Raw genomic sequence first — 23,976 nt, 5'->3', positions numbered from 1 at the left:
ACAATTGCAGATGGCGTACGCGAAGCCCGGGCGGCCGCGACGCGGGAATTAGTTGGCCAGCTTCTTTTTTTTGAGCTTTTCGATGAGCGTGGTGCGCTTGATGCCGAGAATCTCCGCAGCCTGATTCTTGACACCCTCGGCCCTGGTCAGGGCCTCCATAAGCAGCCGATCCTCGATGGAATCAAGGAAGTCCTTGAGATCCATTGACTTATTCCGCATATCTTCGAGGGTAGGCCAATCGAACCCAACGCGGGATTCGGAACGGACAGGCTCAGGCCGGTCCATCCCAGCGCTCCGCCACATCTTCTCGGGCAAGTCCGCGGGACGAAGTATGTCACTTTCACAAAGAATGGACACACGCTCCATGAAGTTGACAAGCTCACGCACATTTCCGGGCCATTCGTAGCGCAACAGCAATTCCTCCGCGTCTGGAGCGACGCTCAGGGGCGGACGCTGCTTCATCTCGCAGAACTTGGCCAGAAAATGCGTGGCCAGGATCATTACATCCCTGCCCCTTTCGCGCAGGGGCGGCAGATGCATGGGTATGACGTTGAGGCGATAGAACAGGTCCTCACGGAAGCGGCCGGCAGCGACTTCGCCTTCCAGGTCGCGATTGGTGGCGGCCACGAGTCGCACATCGACCTTCTGGGTCTTGGTGGCGCCGACGCGCTCGAACTCTTTTTCCTGAAGCACGCGCAGGATCTTGACCTGCAGGGAAAGATCCATTTCGCCGATCTCGTCCAGGAAAACAGTACCGCCGTCGGCCATCTCGAAACGGCCCGGCCGAGTGCGAATGGCATGCGTGAAGGCGCCCTTCTCGTGCCCGAACAGCTCCGACTCAAGAAGTTCCTTGGGGATGGCCCCGCAGTTGATGGGTACGAAGGGCTTCTCGGTACGTCGGCTGTTGCGGTGCAGCGCCCTCACGAGCAGCTCCTTGCCCGTGCCCGACTCTCCGGTGACCAGTACAGTGGAGTCCGTGGGTGCAACCTTGGCCAGCACCTTGAACACGTCCTTGAGCACCGGGCTCTCGCCGATGATGCCCGCGAGGTTGAGATTCATGAAGACTCCAAATTGAACTGAAATATAAGGCGGAGCGGATTCGTTATACTTCTATGTCTATTACGGGAACACTGTCAATATAATGACTAACACTGCTTGAACAATTAATTCAACCGCACTGAGCAGATTGCTTTCTATTAATATCCGTTACAAGCTTTTGCCAGGTCATGCAGTGAGTTCGATAATATTACCTGCCATCTCGTGCGCAGTACGCATTACACGGAGGTTGGCCGTATAGGTCGCCTCCTCGCGCATAAGCTGGGTCAGCTCGACTGCCAAGTCGGTGTTGCTTCCCTGGACCCACCCTTCGGCGGCCGTGGCATATCCTGCGGCAGCGAGCCGCTCAGGATTGTCTGGGATGTGCGGACCCTGGTCGCTACGGCGGCGTATGTCCGCCACCCGTACGCCCTGTCCATGATACCCATCTTCCAGGTCTACCCTTGCGGCACGAAATTCCTCGGTATTAACATTGGCGACATTGTTGGCCGTGACCATGAGCTGGATAGCCACGGCATCCAAGGCCTGCAGACTGGGAGAGATGTTCATAGCCGCCTCGATACTTAAAGTCGCTTAAGCCTTCTACGCCAACCTTGTTACGAATAGCTGTCGAGAAAGGGAAAGGCTTGCTCTGTACAATGTGCACAATTCGGGCCTAACAATAAAACATTACATTACAGCAGGTTACGACACCAGACCATGCAATACATCCACTAAGAATGGATAACACTTACTTCGTTTTTTCGATGGAGGCGAAGGCACTGTGGGCGTGAATGGATTCGAAGCTCTCCACCTCCACGCGATACCAATTCACCTGGGGATGACGGTCCAGGCGCTGGGCCGCACCACGCACCACGTCCTCCACGAAGGTGGGCTTGGCAAAGGCGGACTCGGTGACGTGCTTCTCGTCCTCGCGCTTTAGCAGCGTGTAGACCGGGGAGGAAGCAGAAGCCTCGGCGATCTCGATCAGGTCCTCCAGCCAGAGGAAGCCCGTGAAGCGAGCCATGACGCGAACCATGGCCCGCTGGCTATGGGCGCCCTGGTCGCTGATGGCCAGGGAGCAGGGGCAAACGGTCATGACCGGCACATCCACGGCCAGGGTGAAGACCATGGTCTCGCCAGCCATCTCGCCCGTGAGGGTGCATTCGTAGCTCATCCAGCCGGGGCTGCCGCTCTTGGGCGAGGCTTGCTTGAGGAAGTACGGGAAGCGAAACACCACGTAGGCCTTACGCGCGCTCAGCCGTTGGCGGATATCCGTGAGCAGGGCCTTGAAGGAATGATAATCCAGCTCTTCCTTCCAATTTTCCAGGGCCTCCACGAAGCGGCTCATGTGCGTGCCCTTGAAGGCCGCGGGAAGATCCACGCCCAAATCCACGCGGGCCACGGTATGCTGCACGCCCTGGGCTCTGTCGCGCACGACGAGCGGCAGCATGAGATGCTTGACGCCCACGCGGTCGATGGACAGGGCCACCTCGGCCGGCGCGCTTTGCACGTCCTGCATTGTGGGAGGCGTCTGGCCGGCCATCAGGATAACCCCTGGCCCGTGGTGGTCAGGCCGAGCTTGCCGTGCTTGACGCCCTTGGTGGAGATGAGCAGCAGTGACAGGTCGCGGATCTTGTTGCCCGGACCACGCAGCACGAGCACTTCCAGACAGTTGTGGTGATCCAGATGCACGTGCAGGGTGGACAGGATGAGGTCGTGGTAGTCGTGCTGGATCTCGGTGAGCTTCTGGGCCAGATCGCTCTGGTGGTGATCGAAAACCAGGGACAAGGTGCCGGCCAGGGGACTGTCCGTGTCCTCCCACTCCTTCTCCACCAGCTTGTTGCGGATCAGGTCGCGAATGGCCTCGGAACGATTTTCGTATTTGTGTTCCTCGATGAGCGCATCAAACTGGTCCAACAAATCGGAATCAAGGGATACGCCGAAGCGGATTGTCTTGCCCATGCGTCCTCCTTGGAGCGTGGCGCTTCAGAGCTGTTTAGAGCATTTTGCTTTTGAAAATGCTCGGCAAGCCATGCGTCGGCATGGCTTGCCATTTGCTTCGGCGTAGGCGCAATTCACTTGCGCCGTCAACGCCGGAGCGGGCGTCTTATAAGCAATCTGCCTTGGACAGCTCCCACAGATTAACTGTAACGGTATAGCCCTCGGTCGGCACCGGTCGAGTGACGATCTTGCGCACGTTCCAGCCGTTGTCGGCCAACCACTGCCAAGCCGGCAGGGACACGCTGCGCTGCGGCTCGCCGAGCCAGATGCGGCCTTGCGGAGCCAGGGCATAGGCGAACAGTTCACGCAGGGGCTCGAAAAAGCGTCTTTCGTATATAATGTCTCCGCCCCACATGAAGTCGATGCTGCCCGGCTTGAGCGCCGGGGCGCGCCAATCCATGGCCGTCCACAGAGGCTGGCTCACGTCGTTGATGACCGCGTTTTCGCGGGCGTAGCGCAGGGCTTCCGGCTCATAATCCATGCCCAGGACCCGCGCGCCGAAGGAAGCGGCCACAATGGCCGTGAGCCCCAGGCCGCAGCCAAGGTCCAGGCAGACCTTGCCGCTGATGGCTTGGCGATTCTCCTCCAGCCATCCGCAAAGCAGCATGCTGGCTGGCCACAGCTCGCTCCAATAGGGAATGCGCTCGTCCTGGCCGAACTCGCCATGACCGAGGTTTGCCCACAGGGCTTCAAGATCGCCCAGGCGCTCAATGGCCCAGGTCCTGCCACACACGTCGATGTGCAGCCGTTCGCGGGCGACGGCTTGTTGAGTCATGGTCACCGAACCGGTTCGTTGGCGTTTGGCCAGGGAGAAAAACACGCGTTCCCCTTGTGCATCGAAAGCCTGGCAAGGATCTGTCGGATCGCCAGCACCGCTTACCTGCTAGCGGCGGCCAAATCAAGGTCCAGGCAGCTCTTGCCCCTTTTCGGACCAGGGGTTACAGCAAGGTCCTTCACGGCGCGCTCGTTGCGCCCGCAGACCCGTTCAATACCAGCAGGAGATAGCTCATGATTCCCAAGGAACTGCTTTACAGCCAAAGCCATGAATGGGCTCGCATCGAGGGCGGAGAAGCCGTCGTTGGCATCACCCACTTCGCCCAAGAGCAACTGGGCGACCTGACCTTCGTGGAACTGCCCGCCGTGGGCGCCAACGTGGAGGCCGGCAAGGAGATGGGCTCGGTGGAATCGGTCAAGGCCGCCAGCGAGCTGTACGCTCCTGTTTCCGGCAAAGTCGTGGCCGTGAACGAAGAATTGGCCGCGTCCCCGGAGCTCGTCAACCAGGACCCGTACGGGAAAGGCTGGATGATCCGCATCGAGCTTTCGAGCCAGCCCCAAGGCCTGCTCGACGCTGACGCATACGCCCAGGTCGCCGTAGGCCACTAGGCTTCGCCGGCCCATTCCAGGAGCATTCCGGAGCACCAGGAGCATACGATGCCCTATATTCCCCATACGCCCGAAGACGTGCGCGAGATGCTCGCGGTCATCGGCGCCGCCTCGGTGGAGGACCTTTTCACCGAGATCGGCCCGGACATGCGGCCCAAGCGCTTCGATCTGCCCAAAGGCCGTAGCGAGATGGCCGTGGTCAAGCACATGGAGCACCTGTCGGCCAGAAACCGGTCCGACCTGGTCTGTTTCATCGGCGCCGGCGTGTATGACCATTACATCCCGCACGCCGTGGACGCCCTGACTTCCCGTGGAGAGTTCTACACCGCCTACACGCCTTATCAGCCCGAAGCCAGCCAGGGCACACTGCAGGCCATCTTCGAGTACCAGACCGCCGTGACCAGGCTTCTGGGCATGGATTGCGCCAACGCCAGCGTGTACGACGGCGGCACGGCCCTGTTCGAGGCCATCATGATGGCCGTGCGCGCCACCAAGCGCACGCGGGTAGTGGTCTCGGGCACGGTCAACCCCATCTACCGCACCATGCTCGCCTCGTACACGTGCAACCTGAACCTGGAGTTCGTGAACGTGCCGGGTCGGGGAGCCGAGACGGACATCGAGGCCCTCAAGGCCGCCGTGGATGAAAAGACCGCCGCGGTCATCGTGCAGAACCCGAACTTCTTCGGCTCCATCGAGGACTGCACGGACTTGTTCGCCCACGCCAAGTCCAAAAAAGCCCTGTCCATAGTGTCGGCCTACCCGGTCATGCAGGCCATCCTCAAGACGCCCGGGGCCATGGGCGCGGACGTCGCCGTGGCCGAGGGCCAGAGCCTGGGCATGCCCATGAGCTTCGGCGGCCCCTACCTGGGCATCATGACCTGCACCAAAGACATGGTGCGTCAGATGCCCGGCCGCATCGTGGGCCGCACCAAGGACACCAAGGGCCGCACGGGCTACGTGCTGACCCTGCAGGCCCGCGAGCAGCACATCCGCCGCCAGAAGGCCACCTCGAACATCTGCTCCAACCAGGCTCTGTGCGCCATGCGCGCCCTGGTGCACATGTGCCTGCTGGGCGACGAAGGCTTGCGGCGCACGGCTGCCCTGTGCGTGGAGCGTGCGCATTACGCGGCCAAGCGTCTCACGGAGCTGCCCGGCGTGACGCTGCTCAACAAGGGCTCCTTCGGCAACGAGTTCGCCATAAGGCTGCCCATGAGCGCCCTGGAGGCCATCGACAAGCTCAGCGCCAAGGGCTTCGTGCCCGGATTCCCACTGGGTCGCTACTACCAAGGAATGGACGACGTGCTGCTGGTGGCCGTCACCGAGCGCCGCACGCGCGAGGAGATCGGCGTCATGGCCGAGCTGTTGGGAGGCATCCTATGAAGACCGTGTTCGCCAAATCCCGGCCCGGCCGCGAAGGAGTGTGGCCCGAGCAGCCGGCCCAGGACGTGAGCGCCTATATCGATCCGGCCCTGCTGCGTGGAGGGGCCGGGACCACGGGCCTGCCCGACCTGAGCGAGCTGGACACCGTGCGTCACTTCACGGAGCTGTCGCGCAAGAACTTTGGGGTGGATTCCAACTTCTACCCTCTTGGCTCCTGCACCATGAAGTACAACCCCAAGTTCACGGAGTACGTGGCCGCCCTGCCGGGTTTCGCCGGGCTGCACCCGGTGCTGCCGCAGCTCAAGGGCGCGGGACGCTTCTGCCAGGGCGCCCTGGAAGTCATGCACGAATCCGAGCGGTTGCTGTGCGAGATCACCGGCATGGCCGGCTTCACCCTGCATCCCATGGCGGGCGCTCACGGCGAGTTGACCGGCGTCATGCTCATCGCGGCCTATCACCGCGACAAGGGCAACAAGAAGACCAAGATCATCTGCCCCGACTCGGCCCACGGCACCAACCCGGCCTCGGCGGCCCTCGCCGGCTACGAGGTGGTGACCATCGAGTCCAAGGACGGCATCGTGGACCCGGCGGTGCTGCGCGCCGCCCTGGACGATGAGGTTGCCGCGCTCATGATGACCTGTCCCAACACCTTGGGCCTGTTCGAGCGGCACCTGCCCGAGATCGTGGCCGCGCTCAAGGAAGTGGACGCCCTGCTCTACTACGACGGCGCGAACCTCAACGCCATCATGGGCAAGATGCGCGTGGGCGACGCGGGCTTCGACGTGGTGCACCTCAACCTGCACAAGACCTTCGGCACTCCGCACGGCGGCGGCGGCCCCGGCTCCGGCCCTGTGGGCGTGTCCCAGCGCCTCCTGGACTATCTGCCCATCTCGCGCGTGGTGAAGCTGGAGGACGGCCAGTACTTCCTGGACTATGACTATCCCAAGTCCATCGGTTACGTGGCCCCTTTCTACGGCAACTTCGGCGTAGTGCTGAAAGCCTACGCCTACATGCTGCGCCTGGGCCGCGAAGGACTCATCCGCGTGTCCGAGAACGCCGTGCTGTCGGCTAATTACCTGCGCAAGCGGCTGGAAGACTACCTGGAGATCCCCTACAACCGCACGTGCATGCACGAGTTCGTGGCTTCGGCCGTGCAGCAGGCCGCGAAGGGCGTGCGCGCCCTTGATATCGCCAAGGCCCTGCTGGACAAGGGCACTCACGCGCCGACCATCTACTTCCCGCTCATCGTCAAGGAATGCATCATGGTCGAGCCCACGGAGACCGAGTCCAAGGAAACCCTGGACCGCTTCGTGGATGATCTCATCGAGATACTGACCCGCGCCGAGTCCGACCCGGCATCGGTGCAGGCCGCTCCCACAACCTTGCCCGTGACGCGCCTGGACGAAACCCTGGCCGCCAGAGGCATGGTGCTGACCGATGATATGTGACCTGTTCATCATTGGTTCGGGGCCGGGCGGGTATGCCGCGGCCCTTGAAGCCGTCGGGCTCGGCCTCAAGGTCGTGCTGGCCGAGAAGAACGTGTTGGGCGGGACCTGCCTCAACGTGGGCTGCATTCCCACCAAGCTCTTCTTGGGCGCCACGGCCGCTGTCGACGAACTGGACGCCCAGGCCCGGCTCAAGCTTGCCACGGGCGAGGTCAAGGTGGACTTTGGCGCGCTGCAGACGCGCAAGAGCAAGATCCTCTCGGCCACACGCAAGGGCATGATGGTCAAGCTCCAGCAACTGGGCGTGACCTTGCTCATGGGCGAGGCCCGGCTTACCGGCCCGAACGTAGCGCTGGTCCAAGCCGACGGCGAGCAGCGCGTTGAGTTCCGTCACGCCGTGCTGGCCACGGGCGGTCAGCCTCTGGCCGTGCCTGGCCTGGAGCCCGACGGCAAGACTATCCTCAATTCGGATCATCTACTGGATCAGGGCAGGCCGCCCCGCTCGCTCATGATCATCGGCGGCGGCTACATCGGCCTGGAGCTTGGCCAAGTCTTCCACCGCCTGGGCACGTCCATAACGGTCATCGACGCGGCCGAGCGGCTTGCGCCCCAGGAAGACCCGGAAGTCAGCGTCGAGCTTGGCAAGATCTTCCGGCGCAAGGGCTGGAACATTCTGACCGGCACGAAAGTGCGCGGCCTGAGCGCCAAGGAGGATCGGGCCGAAGTGACCCTGGGCAGCGGCGATCTCATCAGCGCCGAGAAGGCCCTGGTGGCCGTGGGCCGTAAGCCCGTGAGTGATGGGCTTGGTCTGGAGACAGCCGGCTGTCGCACCACAGCGCAAGGCTTCGTGGCGACCGATACATTCCTGCGCGCCGCGCCCACGGTCTTCGCCGTCGGCGACGTGAACGGCCGCTTCATGCTGGCCCACGCTGCCGAGACCCAGGGACGCTACGTGGCGCGCCTGGCCGCCGGCCGGACCCGCAAGCCCTTTGATCCCGGCGTGGTGCCCTCGTGCATTTACGGCTCGCCCGAAACCATGCGCGCGGGCCGCATGGCCCACGAGCTCAAGGCCGAAGGCAAGGAGGCCCTGATCTCCCGCTTCCAACTCGTGGCCAACCCCATTGCCCAGGCCCATGGGGCCACCAGTGGATTCGTCAAGATCGTCTGGTCCGGAGATACTGTCGTGGGCGCTTGCGGCGTGGGCCACGGCGTTTCCCACCTGGTCACCCTGGCCGCGGTCATGGTTCGCGAAGGCTGGACAGCCAGGGAAGTTGAACGCACCGTGTTCCCGCACCCTTCAGTGGACGAGGCGCTCATGGAAGCGCTGCGCGCGGAACGCGTACCTGCGTAGGCTTCACCCGCTTTTCTCTGTTCTTCATCTGTTAGTATTATGAATGAAGGGCCTCTGGAGAATTACTCCAGAGGCCCTTCATTATGCTATCCTATTTGCGCAGGCTGCTAGAAGCGCTCGAATTCCTCATCCTTATCCTCGTTCAGGCGCACCAGGACACCGTTCGGCTTGGCTGCTTTGGCCTTTTCCAGCGGGCGCGGCGCGGACTTGCCGTTGCCGCCTTTCTGGGGCGAGGCCATCGCGGCCTGGACCTTGATTTGATTAGACTTGCGCACAATGCCGCTGCCAATACCCGCGCCGTTGCCGCCCAGGCTGAAGAAGCTGATGGTGGACTGGAGCTGCTCTGCCTGGCTGGAGAGTTCCTCGGATGTGGAGGCCATTTCCTCGGCGGCCGAGGCATTTTGCTGGATGACCGTGTCGAGCTGCTGGATGGCTCCACTGAGCTGCTGGATGGCCCCGTTGAGCTGCTGGATGGTCTTGTCCAGTTGCTGGACGGCCGTGTTGACCTGTTCGGCGCCGGCATCCTGCTCCCGGCTGGCTGCGGATATTTCCTGCACCAGCTCTGCCGTGCGCTGAATGTCCGGAACCATCAGCTCCAGCATGCGGCCGGCATCCTCGGCCACGGCCACGCTGCCACCCGACAGGTCGCGAATCTCCGCCGCGGCCGTTCCGCTCCGTTCGGCCAGCTTGCGCACTTCCGCGGCCACCACGGCGAAGCCTTTGCCATGCTCTCCGGCCCGTGCGGCTTCAATCGCCGCGTTGAGGGCCAGCAGATTCGTCTGGCGGGCGATCTCCTCAATAATGGATATCTTCTGGGCGATGTCCTTCATGGCCCGCACCGTCTCGGCCACGGCCTGGCCGCCCTTGCGCGCGTTTTCGGCCGACTTGACGGCCGTCTGCTCGGTCACGCGGGCGTTCTCGGTGTTCTGGCGGATGTTGGCGGACATCTGCTCCATGCTGGCGGAGACCTCCTCAATGCTGGCGGATATCTCCTCGATGCTGGAGGATATCTCCTCCGTGCCTGCGGATATTTCCTCGATGCTCGCGGCCTGCTCCGTGGCGCCCTGAGAAATCATTTCAGCCGAGGTCGCCAGCTCCTCGCTGCCGCCTGCAACATTTTCGCTGGCGGCGACAACCTCGCCGACCACTTCGCGCAGCTTGCCGACCATGCCGCGCAATGAGTCGGCCAGCTTGCCGATTTCGTCGCGCTGCTCGATGGCCAGATTGGTGTCCAACCTGCCTTGGGCAACCTCGGCGGCGAAGTTCACACCCTTGTTCAGGGCCAGCGTGATGATACGGGTGATAAACACGGCGAAGGCCACGCCAAGCAGCAGGGCGGCAATCACGCCCGCCATGAGCATGGTGCGCGAGGAGACGATCTCGGCTGCCATGCGCTCTTCCTGTTCCACCCTGAAGGATTCGCAATCCCCGATGGCTTTGCGGGCGGCCGCGACCATTGCATTGAACTCGCCTGTCTGAGCGTCGACCGCAGCCGCATAGGCCACCAGGCCGTCCCTGTAGTTGCGGGCCGCTGCGAGCACCTTGCGCAAAGCAGCCTGCTGCCCTCCCTGGAGCTGAGCAGACAACCGATCGGCCTTGTCGATCAGAGCCAGGATAGTATCCTGGCATGCGGCGGCATCAGCCTGCCGTTCATTGGCGATATAGTCCTTGGCCAGGCCCCGACTGTTCAAGAATGCGATATGGATTTCCGAGGCAGCGCTCAAGGCGTTGACCGTGCCGTTATCGACCTGGGCCTTGCCGTGCGCCTGTTGCGACAGAGTTGCTCCAAGATCCACAACAGCGCCTTCCAGTTCCGCCGCCATTTTAAGCATGCCCGCCAGATTCTGTTCCTTGGTCTTCTGCGCCGCGACATACTTAAAGAAAGCCGTTTCGTAAGCTCCGATGGAGGCCAGGATCTGGTCAATGCGCGCCTGGTTAGCGGCCTGGGTGTATTTTTCCCTGGAAGCCAAGGCCACGCTGCGCACCGCGGCAATATTCTTCTCGAACGAAGCCACGCGCTCATCCGAATGCTCATTCATATAGTACAGAACATCCATGCGCATGGCATATGTGTTGCTGACGACAAGGTTCATGTCGTTGGCCTTGCCGGCCCTGTCGGCCACATATGTAAGCCCCCGCCAGCCCACGAGACCGACGGCCAGCGCCAGCAGAAGGATGATCCCGAAACCTCCGCCAATCTTCAGGCCTAAACGCATATCCTTGAACATTGCCTCCACCTCCGAAAAGCTTGCCTTGTGCGAGCCAGATTGGTGCCCATGACCCTGCCAGCCTTGTCTGCCTTACCCTCTGTGCATCTTTCTATCGATATGGCGAACAGCATATGCAAGGACATTCCATAAGCGTATGCCTCTTGCGGAACGAACCATCTTGAATATGTATTCAGATCTACTGAATACATTACTAACTTTGGCTACAGGCACGCTTATATCAACTTACGAAAACATGTCCAGGCCCCGAATACTGCAATTTCAGCCAAGTATTTATTCTTATTATTTGCTATATTTATTTCCAAATACCATATGAACATGTCAATGCGATGACCTAATCGGTCCTCATGTTTGACTGACCATTCAGTCATCAGCCTACCCATTCGCTTCGCTGCTGTCCGGCTTGACGCACCAGCGCGGTATTCTCTACAAGGAGAATGAGGCAAAAGCCGTTTCCAGCCTCACGCCTTGGGCAACCGCAACGCGAGGAGAGACAGGATGCAAGTGCCCCTGGAAGTAACCTACCGCGAAGTGGACAAAAACGACTTCATCGATGACCTGATCCGCAGGAAGGCCGCCAAGCTTGAGAAGGCCTGCCCGCACCTGATCAGCTGCAGGGTTGTCGTGGCATTGGACCAGAAACAGCAGCGAACCGGAAACATCTACCGCGTGCATATCAACATGCTCGTGCCGCCGGGGCATACGCTCACGGCGGACCGCAAGGGCGTAGTGGCCAAACTCCATGAGGATCTGCCCCCACTGATACGCGAAGCCTTCGATGCGGCGAATCGCCAAGTGCGCGAGCTTGCCACGCAGCAGAAGGGAAAGACCAAACTCCACCCCGAACAGCAGACCAACGCCTTTGTGCACAGGCTTTTTACCGATCAGGATTACGGCTTCATTCGTACCGTTGACGGGCAGGACATCTACTTCCACCGCAACAGCCTGCTCAACGCGAACTTCGACACGTTGGAAATAGGCACCGGAGTTGCTTATGAAGCCACTGAGGGAGACGAGGGGCTGCAGGCGAGCACCGTGCGCGTAATTGAGCACAAGACGAGCCATGTTCCGCCGGAACAGGCGGAGATGCAAAAGCCATTGGGCTGGAAATCCTAGAGCAGATTGCTTTTAAGACGCCCGCTCCGGCGTTGACGGCGCAAGTGAATTGCGCCTGCGCCGAAGCTAGCGGCAAGCCATGCCGACGCATGGCTTGCAGAGCATTTTCAAAAGCAAAATGCTCTAAACTGCAGTGATAGGCGGCAGGACCAAACACAGATAGGTCCTGCCGCTTTTTTCTTTCAAGCATTACGCAAATTCTATTTAATCATTTACAGCAAATCACCCATGCTGTATCAGCCTAGCCTTGTCTCCAACCCAATAGAACATATTTTTTGACGCTGAAACATGCACTCAGCCACAATTGGCCAAATCGAGCGATGCTGCACTGTCCGCATGGAGGCGGCAATGGACAAACTTGAATTCGTATCCACATTTCTGTGCATAAAGGATGTCTCCTACGAAGTGCTTGAGTGGGCTGAAAGCGCATCGGAGGAGGATTTTCGACATCTGCTGCAATCAGATTGCGTCATGCCGCCCGAGGTGGAGGACAAGCTCGAACGTTTCTGCGAGGTTTGCAAAAACCTCCACGAGTTTCTTTGCCAGTATCGGTCAATCTGTCGCTGAAGCCCTCCGCCATCATCCGGACAACCCCTTACGATAAAAAAATCGCCCGCCAGGCAGGCTGCCGGGCGGGCGATTTTATCTTGGGCGCAGGATCGCGCTCAGTATTCAAGTAATTCCATCATGGCCTGCGGTTCGGTGACTGGAAGCTCGCAGGAGAATCCACGACACACATAGGCCGTGGCCTTGCCGTCCTGCATGACCAACTCCGCCGTGAACGGGGCCAAGGCAGGCATGCGCTCGTCACCCTCTTCACGCAACAGGAGCACCTTGTTGGGGATATACGAAGCGTGCAGCTTGCGAAGCATGGCTCGCGTCTCAGGCGCGTTACGCTTACCGACAATGACCACCTCGGCCGATGGGCCGATGGAGAAATCCACGCCGCACAGGAGCTGGGTAAAACCCACGGGGTGCTCGGTCGCCTGCCGTGCCGCCGAGCGAGCCACGGCCGCCGCGCGATTGGCCAGGTTCGGCCGCCCGGTCAGCCGAGAAAGCTTGAGCAGCACGTGCATGGCCACGGAATTTCCCGAGGGAATGGCGCCGTCGAACAGGTCCTTTTGGCGCACCAGCAACTGCTCGGCCGATTCTGCGGTGAAATAGTAGCCACCGTCCTTCGGGTCCCAGAACTGCTTGTTCATGATCTCGGTCAGATCAAGCGCAGCCTCCAGGTGACGGGAATCCAGGCCGGCTTCGTACAGTTCCACAAGCCCCCATATCAGAAAGGCATAGTCCGTGAGCGTCGCCTCTATGGCCACCTCGCCGTCGCGGAAACGGTGCAGAAGCCGGCCATCCTTGCGCATACGCGAAAGGATGAAATCCGCGGCAGCGGTCGCCGCTCGCACGAACAGCTCCTCATCCAGGGCCTTGGCCGCCATGGACAGGGCGGCGATCATCAGCCCGTTCCAATCCGTCAGCACCTTGTCGTCGCGTAGCGGCCGTACGCGCCGCTCGCGCACATGGAAAAGCAGCCGGCGCTGGTCCGCCAGGGTGGTTTCCAACTCCAATTCGCTCATGCCCAGTTCTTTCGCCAGAATATCCAGGGGGCGCTGCAGGTGCAGCACGTTGGCGCCGGTACGGCGGTGGGTGGCTTCATCCAGGAAGTTGCCTTCGGGCAGGATGTCGTATGCGCGAATGAACGGATCGGCCTTCTTGCCCAGCACCGAACGGATCTCTTTTTCCGACCAGACGTAGAACTTGCCCTCTTCGCCTTCGCTGTCGGCATCCTCGGCACTGTAGAAAGGCCCTTCGGGATGCTGCAGGTCTCGGCGCACGTATTCGACGATTTCTTGGGCCGTGCGCTTGTAGATCGGCTTGCGCGTCAGCTGGTAGGCCTCTACGTAGGCCATGAGCAACTGGGCCTGATCATAGAGCATCTTCTCGAAATGTGGCAGCAGCCAGCGCTGATCCGTTGAGTAGCGGTGGAAGCCGTAGCCCAGGTGATCATAGATGCCGCCCCGGCGCATTGCCGTGAGGGTCTTCTCGACCATTGCAAGGTTGCGGGCATTTCCGGTGCGTCGGAACATGCGCAGCAACAGCAACAGGTTGTGCGGAGTGGGGAACTTGGGCGCCCCGCCAAAACCGCCGAAAGCCTCGTCGAAGCGCTCCGAAAGCTGCCGCTCGGCCTTGAACAGCACGCTGTCCCCCAGTTCGCCGCCCACGGCAGGACGCTCCAGGCCGCGCAGCGCTTCCGTGACCTTGTCCGCGGATTGGACCAGATCCTCTCGCCTGGTGCGCCACAAATCCTGCACCTTGGGCACCAGCTCCATAAGCCCCATCCGGCCTGCCAGGCTGGACTTGGGGAAATACGTCCCGGAGAAGAAGGGCTTCTTGTCCGGAGTCATGAGCACGGTCAATGGCCAGCCTCCGTGGCCGGTCATCATCTGGCACACGGTCATGTAGACATTGTCGATGTCCGGCCGCTCCTCGCGGTCAACCTTGATGCATACGAAAGCTTCATTCAGCAGCTTCGCGACTTCATCGTCCTCGAAGGATTCGCGCTCCATGACATGGCACCAGTGGCAGGTGGAATAGCCGATGGACAGAAAGACCGGCTTGTCCTGCTCGGTCGCCGTTCGGAAAGCCTCCTCGCCCCACGGATGCCAATCCACGGGATTGTGTGCGTGCTGCAGCAGATAGGGGCTCTTCTCCCCGACCAGTCGGTTCGTGTGTTTGGCCATGTGCCCTCCGGGCTCGTGTTGCTGTGCGTGGCCCGGCTACACGGGCCGGAAGCTTGGCCCTACTCGGGCCAGTCGGCCCAGGGCAGCGCCTTTGGCTCGTCCAGGAGCGCGTGCAGCTCCTGGTTGGTCACGCACAGATCATCGTAAAAGCTGACGCCGCGCGAGCCGTCCATGGCCCAGACAATTTCGCCGCGCATGCGGCGCAGCACGTTTCGCAGATTCTGCGGACAATCGTCAATGGATATCGGCAGCTTCGGGGTCAATCTCGCCACCGCCTCGCCCGAGCAGCCGATGCGCATGCCCCCGGCGCTCAGATCCTCCAACGGGCACAGCATCCTCTGCCCTTCCTCGGTGGAAAAGAGCACATACTCGTAATGTTGAGGTTTTCTGCGATGAAAACGTCTCTTTTCGTCAGTCATGCGGCAGACCTCCGGATATAAAGGGAAGCCATATGGCGGACAAGACACAACTCTGTCGGTGAGGGTACTCCATTCGCGCGGCTTTTAGAAGAGTGTCCCGAAAAATGGGACGCACTCAGCACACGGCCCGAAACATCGCCTGGTCGTGCGGAAATGAGCAGGGAATACCGGCTGCGGCCGGCAGCTTGAGCAGGCCGGCATCCACGGGAAAGACGGGCCTGAAGCCCTTGTGCCGGAAGAGTATGTTCTGCCTTCGCCGGAAGCGGCCCGCGCGCGCCAGGTTGTCACTGCCGATGGGGTCAAGGGCCAGAGCCGGCGAGAATTCCGGATCGCGCAGGAAGTCCAGGACCACCCGGGCGCTCAGGTCGAGCATGCCGCCCAGATACTCGCGACCCAGAGTGCAGGCCAGATGGTTGTCCACGAAGCTCAGGGAGCTGCGCAAGGTCTTTTGGCTGCAGAAGACGAGGCTGCTGCGGTACAGGTGCTTCTTTATCTTGAAAGGCAAAGGATTGCGTTCCATGGACAGAAGCAGCGAGCGGTCCGCTGCATTGAGCGGCAGATCGAAAATGTCCATGGCCTGGTCCGAGCACCAGCTCACCCGCCTGTCGGCCTGCATTTCAAGATAAACGTGGCCAAGGCGGCCGCTGAGCGGCAGCGTGCCCAGGAGATTGGGTACGAAGTAATTGTGGGCCACGGTGTCCGCGGCAAGGTGCGTAAGGTAGCCGTAGGCATAGGCCCTGAGTTCGGGCCGCCGCACCGAGCGCAGCAGGTCGAACCCCGTCCGCCAGTTGTGGCTGTGGCCCGGCTTGAAGGCGGAGCCTTTGCCGATGAAAATGTCCGCGCTCACGCAGCCGTAAAGGAAAGACCGCCCATGCTCGGCCAGGAGCTGGGCAATGGAGGGGGCGATGAGCTTGAGCGCGCCGAGCACGCCATTGCCGATGGCGATATGCACGCCGGGACCCCATGCCAGGGCATCACCGGGCATGAGCAACCATGCGGCCAGGAAAGCCAAAAGAAGAGAGAGGATTTTGGGGATCATCGTACTCCGCGGGAAATGTCTGTCGTGTCCGCTGCCACAACTACGTGGAAAGAGTAACGCGCCTTGCGGATTTGTCCAGGAACAATTCCCTGCCTTGCATTTGGCCGGTAGAGAGCAAGAAACGGGCCTCAAGCTTCACGTAAGGCAGTCAGTATTTCCATGCGCGCGGCCCTGTAAGCTGGAAGCGCACCTCCGACAAAGCCCATGAACACGGAAAAGCCCAAGGCCTGCAGGATCGTATCCAGGCCCAAGGTGAAGGAAAAGGCCAACTCCGAAAAGGTCTGGAAATTAGTGGTGGATACGTCAATGACCGTAAGCAGCGAGGCCGCCAGCAAACCGACCAGCCCGCCCAGCAATCCCAGAAAGACCGACTCCAGCAGGAAGGCGGTCAGGATGATGCCCCGGCCGAAGCCCAGGGCGCGCAGAGTGCCGATCTCCCCCACCCTGTTGGCCACGGCCGCGTACATGGTGATCATGGCGCCCACCACTGCGCCCGTGGAGAAGATGGCGGTCAGGGCGATGCCCAGGATGCGCAGGAACGTGGCCATCATCTCGGACTGCTCACGGTAATAGACATCTTCGCGCAATACCTCCACCTGCAGCCTGGGATCGGCCTCCAGCCGGGCCTTGAGCGCGTCCAGCCCGGCAGGGTCGCGCAGGCCAAGGACAACCACGGAATAAGCCTGACGACGAAAGGCCTGCATGAGCTGGTCCGCATCGCCCCATATCTCGGAGGAGAAGGCGGTGTTGCCGGCATCGAAAACTCCCACCACCCGCCAGTCGCGCTGGGCGAGGCGCAGCGAGTCGCCCAACCCCGCCGAGGCGTAGCTTCCGGCAACCTTGTCGCCGACCATGACCTCCTGGGCTCCGAAGCGCAGCGGCCGCCCGGCCACCAAGCGCACCTGAGGCCGCAGGGCCAGAGAGGGCTCGTCGATGCCGCGGATGGTCACGTTGGCCGGCGAGCCGTTACGCTTTTCCAGGGTGAACAGCACGACGGACTCGCGGGCCGCCAAAGGCCTGCCGTCGTCGCCCAAGGCCACTTCCGGCTGGACCTCCGCGATTGCCGCTTCCCTGCGCTCGATGGAGCTCTGCACCTCGGTTTCCGAGGACCTGCGCAGAACCACGGCGTTCTCGATTGAACCCGTGTCCACCAGGGTTTGCTCCAGGCCCGCGGCGAGCATGAGCATGGCCGCGAAGACGAAGACCACCAGGGCCATGCCGCCGGCGGTCAGCACGGTGGTCATGCGCCGCGCGAGCAGGTTGCGCAGGCTGTAAAAAAGCAGCAGCCGCACCTAGCCTATCCTCCGCAAACCGTCGGCGATGCGCACTCGCAAAGCGGTCCATAGCGGAAACGCCGCCGCGAGCAGGCCCACGGACAGGGCCGCCAGGGCGTCCAGCAGCACTGTCTGGCGCGTGACCACGAACACGGGGAAAAACTGGCCCACGGCTTCCCTAAAGGCCGCCGCTGCCGGGAAGGTCAGCGCGATACCCAGGAGACCACCCGCGGCAGCGATGAGCATGGACTCGCCCAGCACGAGCGTGGCCAGCCACAGGCCGCCGAAGCCAAGCGTCTTGAGCACCGCGTACTCGCGCATGCGCTCGCGCACGCTCATGGCCATGGTATTCGCCGCCACGGCCAGAATGATGAATATGACCACCAGGGATACGAGCTGGATGATCATGAGGATGGCTTCGCTCATGGCCACGAAGCCCATCTGAAAGGCTTTCTCCGTCTCGGTGAGCGTCTCGGCCATGGAATTCTTGAATTGCGAGTCGATGGCCCGGGCCGTGGCCGCGGCGAACTCGGGGGTCTCCACGTCCTCGAAGAAAAAGCCCACCTGGTCGGCGCGGTCGGGCATGGATTCCTTGAGAGTTTCGTTCAGGTAGTCCCAATGAAAGAGGAACTGGAACTCGTCCACGCTCCGCGTCCGGCCCCGGTACAGAGCCCGGATGGTAAACTCCCAATTGCCCGGGAAAATGGTGCCGATGAGCGTGACCGTGTCGCCCACGCGCCAACCGAAGCGTTCGGCCAGCTTGGCGCCGACCAGCGCGCCCTTGCGGTCGGCCAGGAAGTCGTGCTTCTGCTCCTCGGTAATCACGAACTCCGGATAGATTTGCAGATAGGTTTCTGCCTGCACCGCGAAGTTGGCGAAGAAATTCTTTTCTTCCTTGTAGTACGCGCCGAACCAGTTTCCGTAGGAGACGATCTCCACGTTCTCCACGCGCCTTATGCGCTCGTAGTAGGACAGGGGCATGGGGAATATCAGGGAGATCGCATTGCGCGTGACGAGTCTCGTGCTGGAGGAAGCCTCCACGCCCGCGTACCAGGCATCGACCACCGTGCGCAGAAGCCCGAAAGCCAGGATGGCCACCGCCACGCCGATCACGGTCAGCGTGCTGCGCAGACGGTGCCGTAGCGCGTTCCTAAAGAGTATCTTGAGGAGCATCGCTGAGCACGCCCTTGTCCAGGAACTGCAGCCGTCTTGCCCGCTTGGCCGCCGATGGATCGTGGGTGACCAGAATGATCGTCTTGCCCAGTTCCTGGTTGAGCTGGTCCATGAGATCGAGCACGGCCGCGGCGGACTTCCTGTCCAGGTCGCCCGTGGGCTCGTCGGCCACCAGCAGGGCCGGGTCCGTGACCACCGCCCTGGCGATGGCCACGCGTTGCTGCTGTCCGCCCGAAAGCTGCCGGGGATAGTGGTCCATGCGGTCCGCCAGATCCACCAGAGACAGAGCCGTGAGCACGTGTTCCCGCCGCTCGCGCTTGGACAGCCTGGTGAGCAGCAGCGGCAACTCGACGTTCTCAAAGGCCGTGAGCACCGGAATGAGATTGTAGAACTGGAAAATGAAGCCCACGCTCCCGGCGCGCCAATGCGCCAGGTCCGACTCCTGCAGACTGGTGATGTCCACGCCCTCCACCATGATGGCCCCGGAGTTCGGGCGGTCCAGGCCGGCGATGAGGTTGAGCAGCGTTGACTTGCCAGAGCCCGAGGGGCCCATGAGCGCCAGGTACTCGCCCCGGCCGATGGCCAGGGTGATGTCTTCCAGCACCGGCACGGTCTGGCTGCCCCGGCGGTAGGACTTGAAGACGTGCTCCACGGAGACGATGATGTCCTTCGGCATGGCATGCACGGATTACTTCTCCTGGGGCATGATCTTGGCTCCGTCCTCCAGCCCTTCGCCAGGCTCCAGGATTACGCGCTGTTCCGTGGACAAACCCGCGCGCACCTCCACAAGATCACCGAAGGTCCGTCCCGTTTCGATGGAGGTCAACCGCGCACGGTCGTCCTGGGCCACGAAAACCGCGGCCCGGCCATCGACCTCGACTACGGCCGTTCCTGGCACGGCCACCACGGGCTCGCGCTCGTCGGGCCGTACCGCCCTGGACAGGAAGGCCGCCTTGGCGCTCATCTCAGGGAGCACGCGCGGGTCGCGCTCCATAAAAGCCACCTTGACCTGCACCGAGGCCTTACTGCGGTCGGCCGTGGGCACGATCATGTGCACCCGGCCCGGAAAACGCTCGTCTGGCAGGGCGTCGAGCTGAATCTCGGCCGGCTGGCCCACCTTGACCTTTGCGATGCTTGATTCGGACACGTCTGCCTCGACCATGAGCGAATCCATGTCCGCGATGGTCACCACCGAGGCCTGGGCCTGCTGTGCCGCGCCTATGGGCGTTATGATGTCGCCGATATCCGCGTTCTTGGTCAGCACCACTGCGTCGAAGGGCGCGCGAATGTATGTGTAGTCGAGGTTGACCTTGGCTTCGAGCACCGCGGCGTCGGCAACGCGTATCTGAGCGCGGGCGACCGACACCGCGGCCCTGACCTGCCGGAAGCGCGCATCGGAGGTATCGAACTCCTGCTGGGATATGACTCCGCGCTTCACCAGCCGGCTGTTGCGCTCATATATGAGCCGTGCATTGTACAAATCGGCCTCGGCCTGCCGCAGGGCGAACCGGGCCGCGGCCTGAGCCGCCTCGACCCTCGCCAGGGTGGCCCTGTAGTCGGCATTCTCCAGCACGGCCAGCACCTGGCCCTCGCGCACTTTGTGGCCCTCCTCCACGTTCAGCTTCACCAGCAGGCCCGTGATCTTGGAGGCCACCGAGGCCTTGGTCTGGGCCACGACATAGCCGCTGGCGTTAAGCACGGTGAAGGACTGGGAAGGGAAAACCTTGCTTACGCTGACCAGGTGCACGGGGATCGCCGGATTAAAGACTCCCGTCAGGAACAGCGCGGCAACGCCGAGCGCCAGTATCAGAAGTACAATGACGACGAGCTTTCTCCGTGAACCACGCCGGAAAGGTTGGGCCGTCTTGCCGATGGACAGGTGTGAAAGGTCCGCCCTCGCAGGTTGGCCCGCCGTGCCCGCTCCAGCAGGGGCTTGCCGCTGTCCGCTTTCGTCTCTCATCCATTACCACCTGGTTACGCCATGACAATTCGGCGGACCATAGCAGATATGCAGGCGGTATTGAACAAGGAATGCGTCCTTAGCCCGCAGGAATTCGCGTAGCGCCTCTCTGTTCCAGGGCGTTCCAGGGAAAAATTCCTTTCGGGCTGTTTACAAACGAAGGAAAAAGATTTCTCATGGCCCCAGCGGAGGCTCCTGCCGATCAGCCGCCGCGAATCAGCTCCCACGCAATCCATACACGAATCAAAGGCTCGAACCGCAATGAACGATATTCTCACGACGTGCCCCAAGTGCGGAAACCCCATTGAAGTTTCCCGCCACTATTGCAAGGAATGCAAGAAACTGATGAAGAAGCGCCGCGAAGTCCCCTGGCTGACGCGCACTCTGCTTTGGCTGACCTTCATCGCCCTCAGCGTCGTCCTGTTTCTGACTGTCGAGAACTCCCTGTGGGTGCAAAAGATCATGCGCTCGGTCAGCTGGTAGCTGCTCGACCCTAAAGCAGATTGCTTTTAAGACGCCCGCTCCGGCGTTGACGGCGCAAGTAAATTGCGCCTACGCCTACGCGGCGGCTAGCCATGCCGACGCATGGCTAGCAGAGCATTTTCAAAAGCAAAATGCTCTAAGCCGGCTGGTCGCTGTACGGCACCAGCAGCACCGGGCAAGGCGCCTTGTCCATGATGGTCATGCCCGTGTAGTCCATGCGCGACAGGCCAGAGCCCTGCCCGCGCTGGTGGCAGCCGAGGACGATGAGGTCCGCCTTGCGCTCGCGGGCCAGGCGGCACACGGCCATGGCAGGGTCCGCGGGCAGGCAGACAAAGTCGCTGGTGCCGCCTTCCCGGAAGATCGGGCCGAATTCCTGCTCAAAGCGCCGATGGGCCGCGTCGCAGGCCTGGTCGCGCTCGGCCGCCGACACGCCCTCGGCCAACAGCCGGTAGTCGAGGGCATGGAAGGCTATAAGCTCCGCGCCGTGGATTCTGGCCAACTCGGCGGCCACACTCAAGGCATGCCTGCCCGTGTCGTTGTACTTTAAAGCGACGAGAATGCGCGTGAACATGCCCACCCCCTGCCGTTGCACGCAGTATGCTTCCTGTCTTTACTTATCACTCAAAGGCACGCCTAGGGCAAGGCGGCGGATTCATTTCCTCTCGCCGCCAGCCCGTTGCGCGGGGCAGACAAGGCAGGCCGAAGCTATTTCTTCTTGAGGATTGCGCGCCAGCCCGTGGACGGCTGCATGGTGGGCCGGTAGATCTTGCTCACGCTGCCGGCCTGTTCCGTGATGTAGAAGGCCTTGGGGTCCGTGGCGCGGACCTGGGCCAGGATGCGGTCCACGTCGCGGCGGCGGCAGGCAATGTATAGGGTCAGCACCGGCCCGGCCATGCCCTCGCCGTGATACACCGTCACGGCATGGCCAGCGTTGCGCAACCGCTCGGCCGTGAGCAGCCCGCTCTCGCCCGGAGTGATGACGCGGATGATCATCGTGCCCAGGGCCAGTTTGCGTTCGAGCATTATGCCCACCACGTTGCCCGTGGAGAAGCCCACGGCGTAGAACAGACCCAGGATGGGCTTGTCCGCGATCTTGCTGACCACCGTGGAGATGACCGTGATCCAGATGGTGATCTCCACCAGGCCCAGGAAGAAGGCCACCTTGGTGCGGCCGTGCACCGTGCTGATGGTGCGCACCGTGCCCAGGCTCACGTCGCAGATGCGCAGGCAGAAGATGGCCAAACCCGTCAACAGGGTGGCCAAGTCGAGCCCGAAATCCATCCCATTCTCCCTACTGGTCCATGACCATGGTCAACTGCGGGCAACCCGTGGGTCCGTGGATGGTCTCATTGCGCAGCCGGAAGCCGCGCTTCTCGTAGAAGCTCCTGGCCCCTGCGTTCTGCGTGAACACATCCACCTCCAGCGGCCCCTTGCGAGCCTTGGCGAACGTCACCAGGGCCGTGCCTATGCCTCGGCCCTGATGGGCCGGGTCCACGAACAACCCACCCAGCACGTGCTGGATGAGCGCCATGAAGCCTACCACCCTGCCCGCCTCCTCGGCTACCCAGGTTTCGGCCAGGGGGACATAAATGGTGATGATGTTCTCGCGCTCCGCCTCCCAGAACTCCGCGGGCACGAAGTCGTGGGAAATAAGCGAGGCATCGTACCAGATGCGCAGCACCTCCTGCGCATCCTCCGGCGTGTAGGGCCGAATTTTCACGACTGTTGCGCCTCCATCTCCTGCTTGCCCGGCTCGCCGTACACGTCCGCGTACTGCTGCCGAAAAGCCATGAAACGCCCATCCTCGATGGCCTTGCGCGCGCCCGCGGCCAGGTCCAGGAAGAATGCCAGGTTGTGGATGGTGTTGAGCCGGTAGGACAGCAGCTCGCGGGTTACGTACAGGTGGCGCAGATAGGCCCGCGAAAAGGTCCGGCAGGTGTAGCAGTTGCAATTGGAGTCCAGGGGCCGTTCGTCCTCGCGGTATTCGGCGCGCTTGATGTTCACCTTGCCCTGGCTCGTGTACAGCGTGCCGTTTCGCGCGTTGCGCGTGGGCAGCACGCAGTCGAACATGTCGATGCCGGCCATGATGCCGTCAAGGATGTCCATGGGCGCACCCACGCCCATGAGATAGCGCGGCTTGTGCGCCGGCAGCTTGGGACCGATATGGTAGAGTTGGCGGCGCATCTCCTCGGGCGACTCGCCCACGGACAGCCCGCCTATGGCGAATCCCTCGAAGTCGATCTCCGACAGCTGGGCCAAGCTCTCCTCGCGCAGATCTTCGTGAAAACCGCCCTGCACGATGCCGAACATGATCTGGCCGCCCGAACCGCGCGGGTAGGCCTCGCGGCTGCGCCGCGCCCAGCGCGTGGTCAACTCCAGCGACTTGGCCGTGTAGTCGCGGTCCTGACCCCAGGCCACGCACTCGTCCAGGACCATCATGATGTCCGAACCGAGGTTCTTCTGGATGGATACGACTTTCTCGGGCGAGAAGAAGTGCCTGGAACCGTCGAGATGCGACTGGAACTCCACGCCCTGTTCCGTGATCTTGCGCAGCCCCGAAAGGCTGAAGACCTGGAAGCCGCCCGAGTCGGTCAGGATGGGCCGGTCCCAGCGCGCGAAGCGGTGCAATCCGCCCATCCTGGCCACCAGCTCGTCGCCGGGGCGCAGGTAGAGGTGGTACGTGTTGCCCAGGATGATCTGTGCGCCCACGGCCTTGAGGTCCTCGGGCGAGACGGCCTTGACGCTGCCTACAGTGCCCACGGGCATGAACACCGGTGTCTCGATAACGCCGTGGGCGGTCACGAGGGACGCGCGGCGGGCCTGGCCGTCGGTGGCCCTAAGAGTGAATGTGCCTGGTTGATTCATTGATTTGCCTCCGGCGGCCGGGGGAAGGGAAACCCCTCTTGCAAGAGGGGTTTCCCTTCCCCCGGACCCCCATCCCTTCC

At 62.0% G+C, this 23,976-nt stretch carries 24 protein-coding genes; 7 read left to right on the top strand and 17 right to left on the bottom strand.

From position 1 onward, the window contains the following. Window positions 1-48: 48 nt before the first annotated feature. From H585_RS0115565 to H585_RS0115545, 5 genes are all read right to left on the bottom strand, one after another. A complete protein-coding gene (locus H585_RS0115565) occupies window positions 49-1,059 on the bottom strand; it encodes a sigma-54 interaction domain-containing protein (protein WP_014261630.1) in 1,011 nt (336 codons plus the stop codon). Between the two features lie 165 nt (window positions 1,060-1,224). Continuing rightward, complete coding sequence (locus tag H585_RS0115560; protein ID WP_027368500.1) at window positions 1,225-1,605, bottom strand: flagellar basal body rod C-terminal domain-containing protein; 381 nt, start codon at window positions 1,603-1,605, stop codon at window positions 1,225-1,227. Between the two features lie 181 nt (window positions 1,606-1,786). Further along, entirely contained in the window at window positions 1,787-2,557 is a 771-nt protein-coding gene (folE2, locus tag H585_RS0115555; protein ID WP_027368499.1) for a GTP cyclohydrolase FolE2, read from the bottom strand. Between the two features lie 23 nt (window positions 2,558-2,580). Further along, window positions 2,581-3,000: a nickel-responsive transcriptional regulator NikR gene (gene nikR, locus H585_RS0115550; protein ID WP_005984369.1), complete on the bottom strand. Its 420-nt coding sequence runs from the start codon at window positions 2,998-3,000 to the stop codon at window positions 2,581-2,583. 145 nt (window positions 3,001-3,145) lie between these two features. After that, a complete protein-coding gene (locus H585_RS0115545) occupies window positions 3,146-3,859 on the bottom strand; it encodes a class I SAM-dependent methyltransferase (RefSeq protein ID WP_027368498.1) in 714 nt (237 codons plus the stop codon). 188 nt (window positions 3,860-4,047) lie between these two features. Here H585_RS0115545 and gcvH point away from each other — a divergent pair, with 188 nt between their 5' ends. Genes gcvH through H585_RS0115525 form a run of 4 tightly spaced genes read left to right on the top strand, consistent with a single transcriptional unit; the run spans window position 4,048 to window position 8,598 of the window. Continuing rightward, a complete protein-coding gene (gene gcvH / locus H585_RS0115540) occupies window positions 4,048-4,422 on the top strand; it encodes a glycine cleavage system protein GcvH (protein ID WP_027368497.1) in 375 nt (124 codons plus the stop codon). A 48-nt stretch (window positions 4,423-4,470) separates the two neighbouring features. Further along, window positions 4,471-5,802, top strand: coding sequence for an aminomethyl-transferring glycine dehydrogenase subunit GcvPA (gcvPA, locus tag H585_RS0115535; RefSeq protein WP_027368496.1), 1,332 nt, complete (start codon window positions 4,471-4,473; stop codon window positions 5,800-5,802). After that, on the top strand, window positions 5,799-7,250 hold the full coding sequence (gene gcvPB / locus H585_RS0115530; RefSeq protein WP_014261635.1) for an aminomethyl-transferring glycine dehydrogenase subunit GcvPB: 1,452 nt from the start codon (window positions 5,799-5,801) through the stop codon (window positions 7,248-7,250). The genes gcvPA and gcvPB overlap by 4 nt, the downstream gene beginning before the upstream one ends. Then, window positions 7,240-8,598, top strand: a complete 1,359-nt coding sequence (locus H585_RS0115525) for a dihydrolipoyl dehydrogenase family protein (protein WP_027368495.1) — start codon at window positions 7,240-7,242, stop codon at window positions 8,596-8,598. The genes gcvPB and H585_RS0115525 overlap by 11 nt, the downstream gene beginning before the upstream one ends. 107 nt (window positions 8,599-8,705) lie before the next feature. On the opposite strand, the gene H585_RS0115520 is transcribed toward H585_RS0115525, so the two are convergent. Continuing rightward, entirely contained in the window at window positions 8,706-10,826 is a 2,121-nt protein-coding gene (locus tag H585_RS0115520; protein ID WP_027368494.1) for a methyl-accepting chemotaxis protein, read from the bottom strand. 498 nt (window positions 10,827-11,324) lie between these two features. On the opposite strand from H585_RS0115520, the gene H585_RS0115515 reads away from it, so the two are divergent. Both H585_RS0115515 and H585_RS0115510 read left to right on the top strand, forming a co-directional pair. Continuing rightward, on the top strand, window positions 11,325-11,942 hold the full coding sequence (locus H585_RS0115515) for an HPF/RaiA family ribosome-associated protein (protein WP_027368493.1): 618 nt from the start codon (window positions 11,325-11,327) through the stop codon (window positions 11,940-11,942). Between the two features lie 348 nt (window positions 11,943-12,290). Then, window positions 12,291-12,509, top strand: a complete 219-nt coding sequence (locus H585_RS0115510) for a hypothetical protein (RefSeq protein ID WP_027368492.1) — start codon at window positions 12,291-12,293, stop codon at window positions 12,507-12,509. 98 nt (window positions 12,510-12,607) lie between these two features. Here the strand turns inward: H585_RS0115510 and H585_RS0115505 are convergent, their stop codons facing one another. The 7 genes from H585_RS0115505 to H585_RS0115475 all read right to left on the bottom strand — a co-directional run bounded on the left by H585_RS0115505 (window position 12,608) and on the right by H585_RS0115475 (window position 20,548). Then, window positions 12,608-14,683, bottom strand: coding sequence for a thioredoxin domain-containing protein (locus tag H585_RS0115505; RefSeq protein WP_027368491.1), 2,076 nt, complete (start codon window positions 14,681-14,683; stop codon window positions 12,608-12,610). Window positions 14,684-14,742: 59 nt separating this feature from the next. Further along, on the bottom strand, window positions 14,743-15,102 hold the full coding sequence (locus H585_RS0115500) for a PilZ domain-containing protein (protein ID WP_027368490.1): 360 nt from the start codon (window positions 15,100-15,102) through the stop codon (window positions 14,743-14,745). 115 nt (window positions 15,103-15,217) lie between these two features. After that, window positions 15,218-16,141, bottom strand: coding sequence for a zinc dependent phospholipase C family protein (locus H585_RS0115495; RefSeq protein ID WP_027368489.1), 924 nt, complete (start codon window positions 16,139-16,141; stop codon window positions 15,218-15,220). A 128-nt stretch (window positions 16,142-16,269) separates the two neighbouring features. Beyond that, entirely contained in the window at window positions 16,270-17,433 is a 1,164-nt protein-coding gene (locus tag H585_RS0115490) for an ABC transporter permease (RefSeq protein ID WP_014261643.1), read from the bottom strand. Further along, entirely contained in the window at window positions 17,434-18,588 is a 1,155-nt protein-coding gene (locus H585_RS0115485; protein WP_014261644.1) for an ABC transporter permease, read from the bottom strand. It lies immediately after the preceding gene. Beyond that, window positions 18,566-19,264, bottom strand: a complete 699-nt coding sequence (locus H585_RS0115480; RefSeq protein WP_034628264.1) for an ABC transporter ATP-binding protein — start codon at window positions 19,262-19,264, stop codon at window positions 18,566-18,568. The genes H585_RS0115485 and H585_RS0115480 overlap by 23 nt, the downstream gene beginning before the upstream one ends. Before the next feature lie 12 nt (window positions 19,265-19,276). Beyond that, window positions 19,277-20,548 carry an efflux RND transporter periplasmic adaptor subunit gene (locus H585_RS0115475; RefSeq protein WP_027368488.1) on the bottom strand — a complete coding sequence of 424 codons (1,272 nt, stop codon included), beginning with the start codon at window positions 20,546-20,548 and terminating at the stop codon, window positions 19,277-19,279. A 345-nt stretch (window positions 20,549-20,893) separates the two neighbouring features. Between H585_RS0115475 and H585_RS24040 the strand changes: the two genes are divergently transcribed. Continuing rightward, complete coding sequence (locus H585_RS24040) at window positions 20,894-21,031, top strand: hypothetical protein (RefSeq protein ID WP_463668994.1); 138 nt, start codon at window positions 20,894-20,896, stop codon at window positions 21,029-21,031. Window positions 21,032-21,167: 136 nt separating this feature from the next. On the opposite strand, the gene H585_RS0115465 is transcribed toward H585_RS24040, so the two are convergent. The 4 genes from H585_RS0115465 to tgt all read right to left on the bottom strand — a co-directional run bounded on the left by H585_RS0115465 (window position 21,168) and on the right by tgt (window position 23,896). Continuing rightward, entirely contained in the window at window positions 21,168-21,602 is a 435-nt protein-coding gene (locus tag H585_RS0115465) for a universal stress protein (RefSeq protein ID WP_027368486.1), read from the bottom strand. 134 nt (window positions 21,603-21,736) lie between these two features. Next, a complete protein-coding gene (locus H585_RS0115460; protein WP_005984407.1) occupies window positions 21,737-22,312 on the bottom strand; it encodes a DUF2179 domain-containing protein in 576 nt (191 codons plus the stop codon). Window positions 22,313-22,322: 10 nt separating this feature from the next. After that, window positions 22,323-22,751, bottom strand: coding sequence for a GNAT family N-acetyltransferase (locus tag H585_RS0115455; RefSeq protein WP_027368485.1), 429 nt, complete (start codon window positions 22,749-22,751; stop codon window positions 22,323-22,325). Continuing rightward, window positions 22,748-23,896, bottom strand: a complete 1,149-nt coding sequence (tgt, locus tag H585_RS0115450) for a tRNA guanosine(34) transglycosylase Tgt (protein ID WP_027368484.1) — start codon at window positions 23,894-23,896, stop codon at window positions 22,748-22,750. Before tgt ends, H585_RS0115455 begins: the two co-directional genes overlap by 4 nt. Window positions 23,897-23,976 lie beyond the last annotated feature (80 nt).

Source organism: Desulfocurvibacter africanus subsp. africanus DSM 2603, from assembly GCF_000422545.1.
In the GTDB taxonomy this organism is placed as follows: Bacteria; Desulfobacterota; Desulfovibrionia; order Desulfovibrionales; family Desulfovibrionaceae; genus Desulfocurvibacter; species Desulfocurvibacter africanus.
Note: the sequence above shows the minus strand (reverse complement) of the source record. Positions and strands in the feature narration are given on the sequence as shown.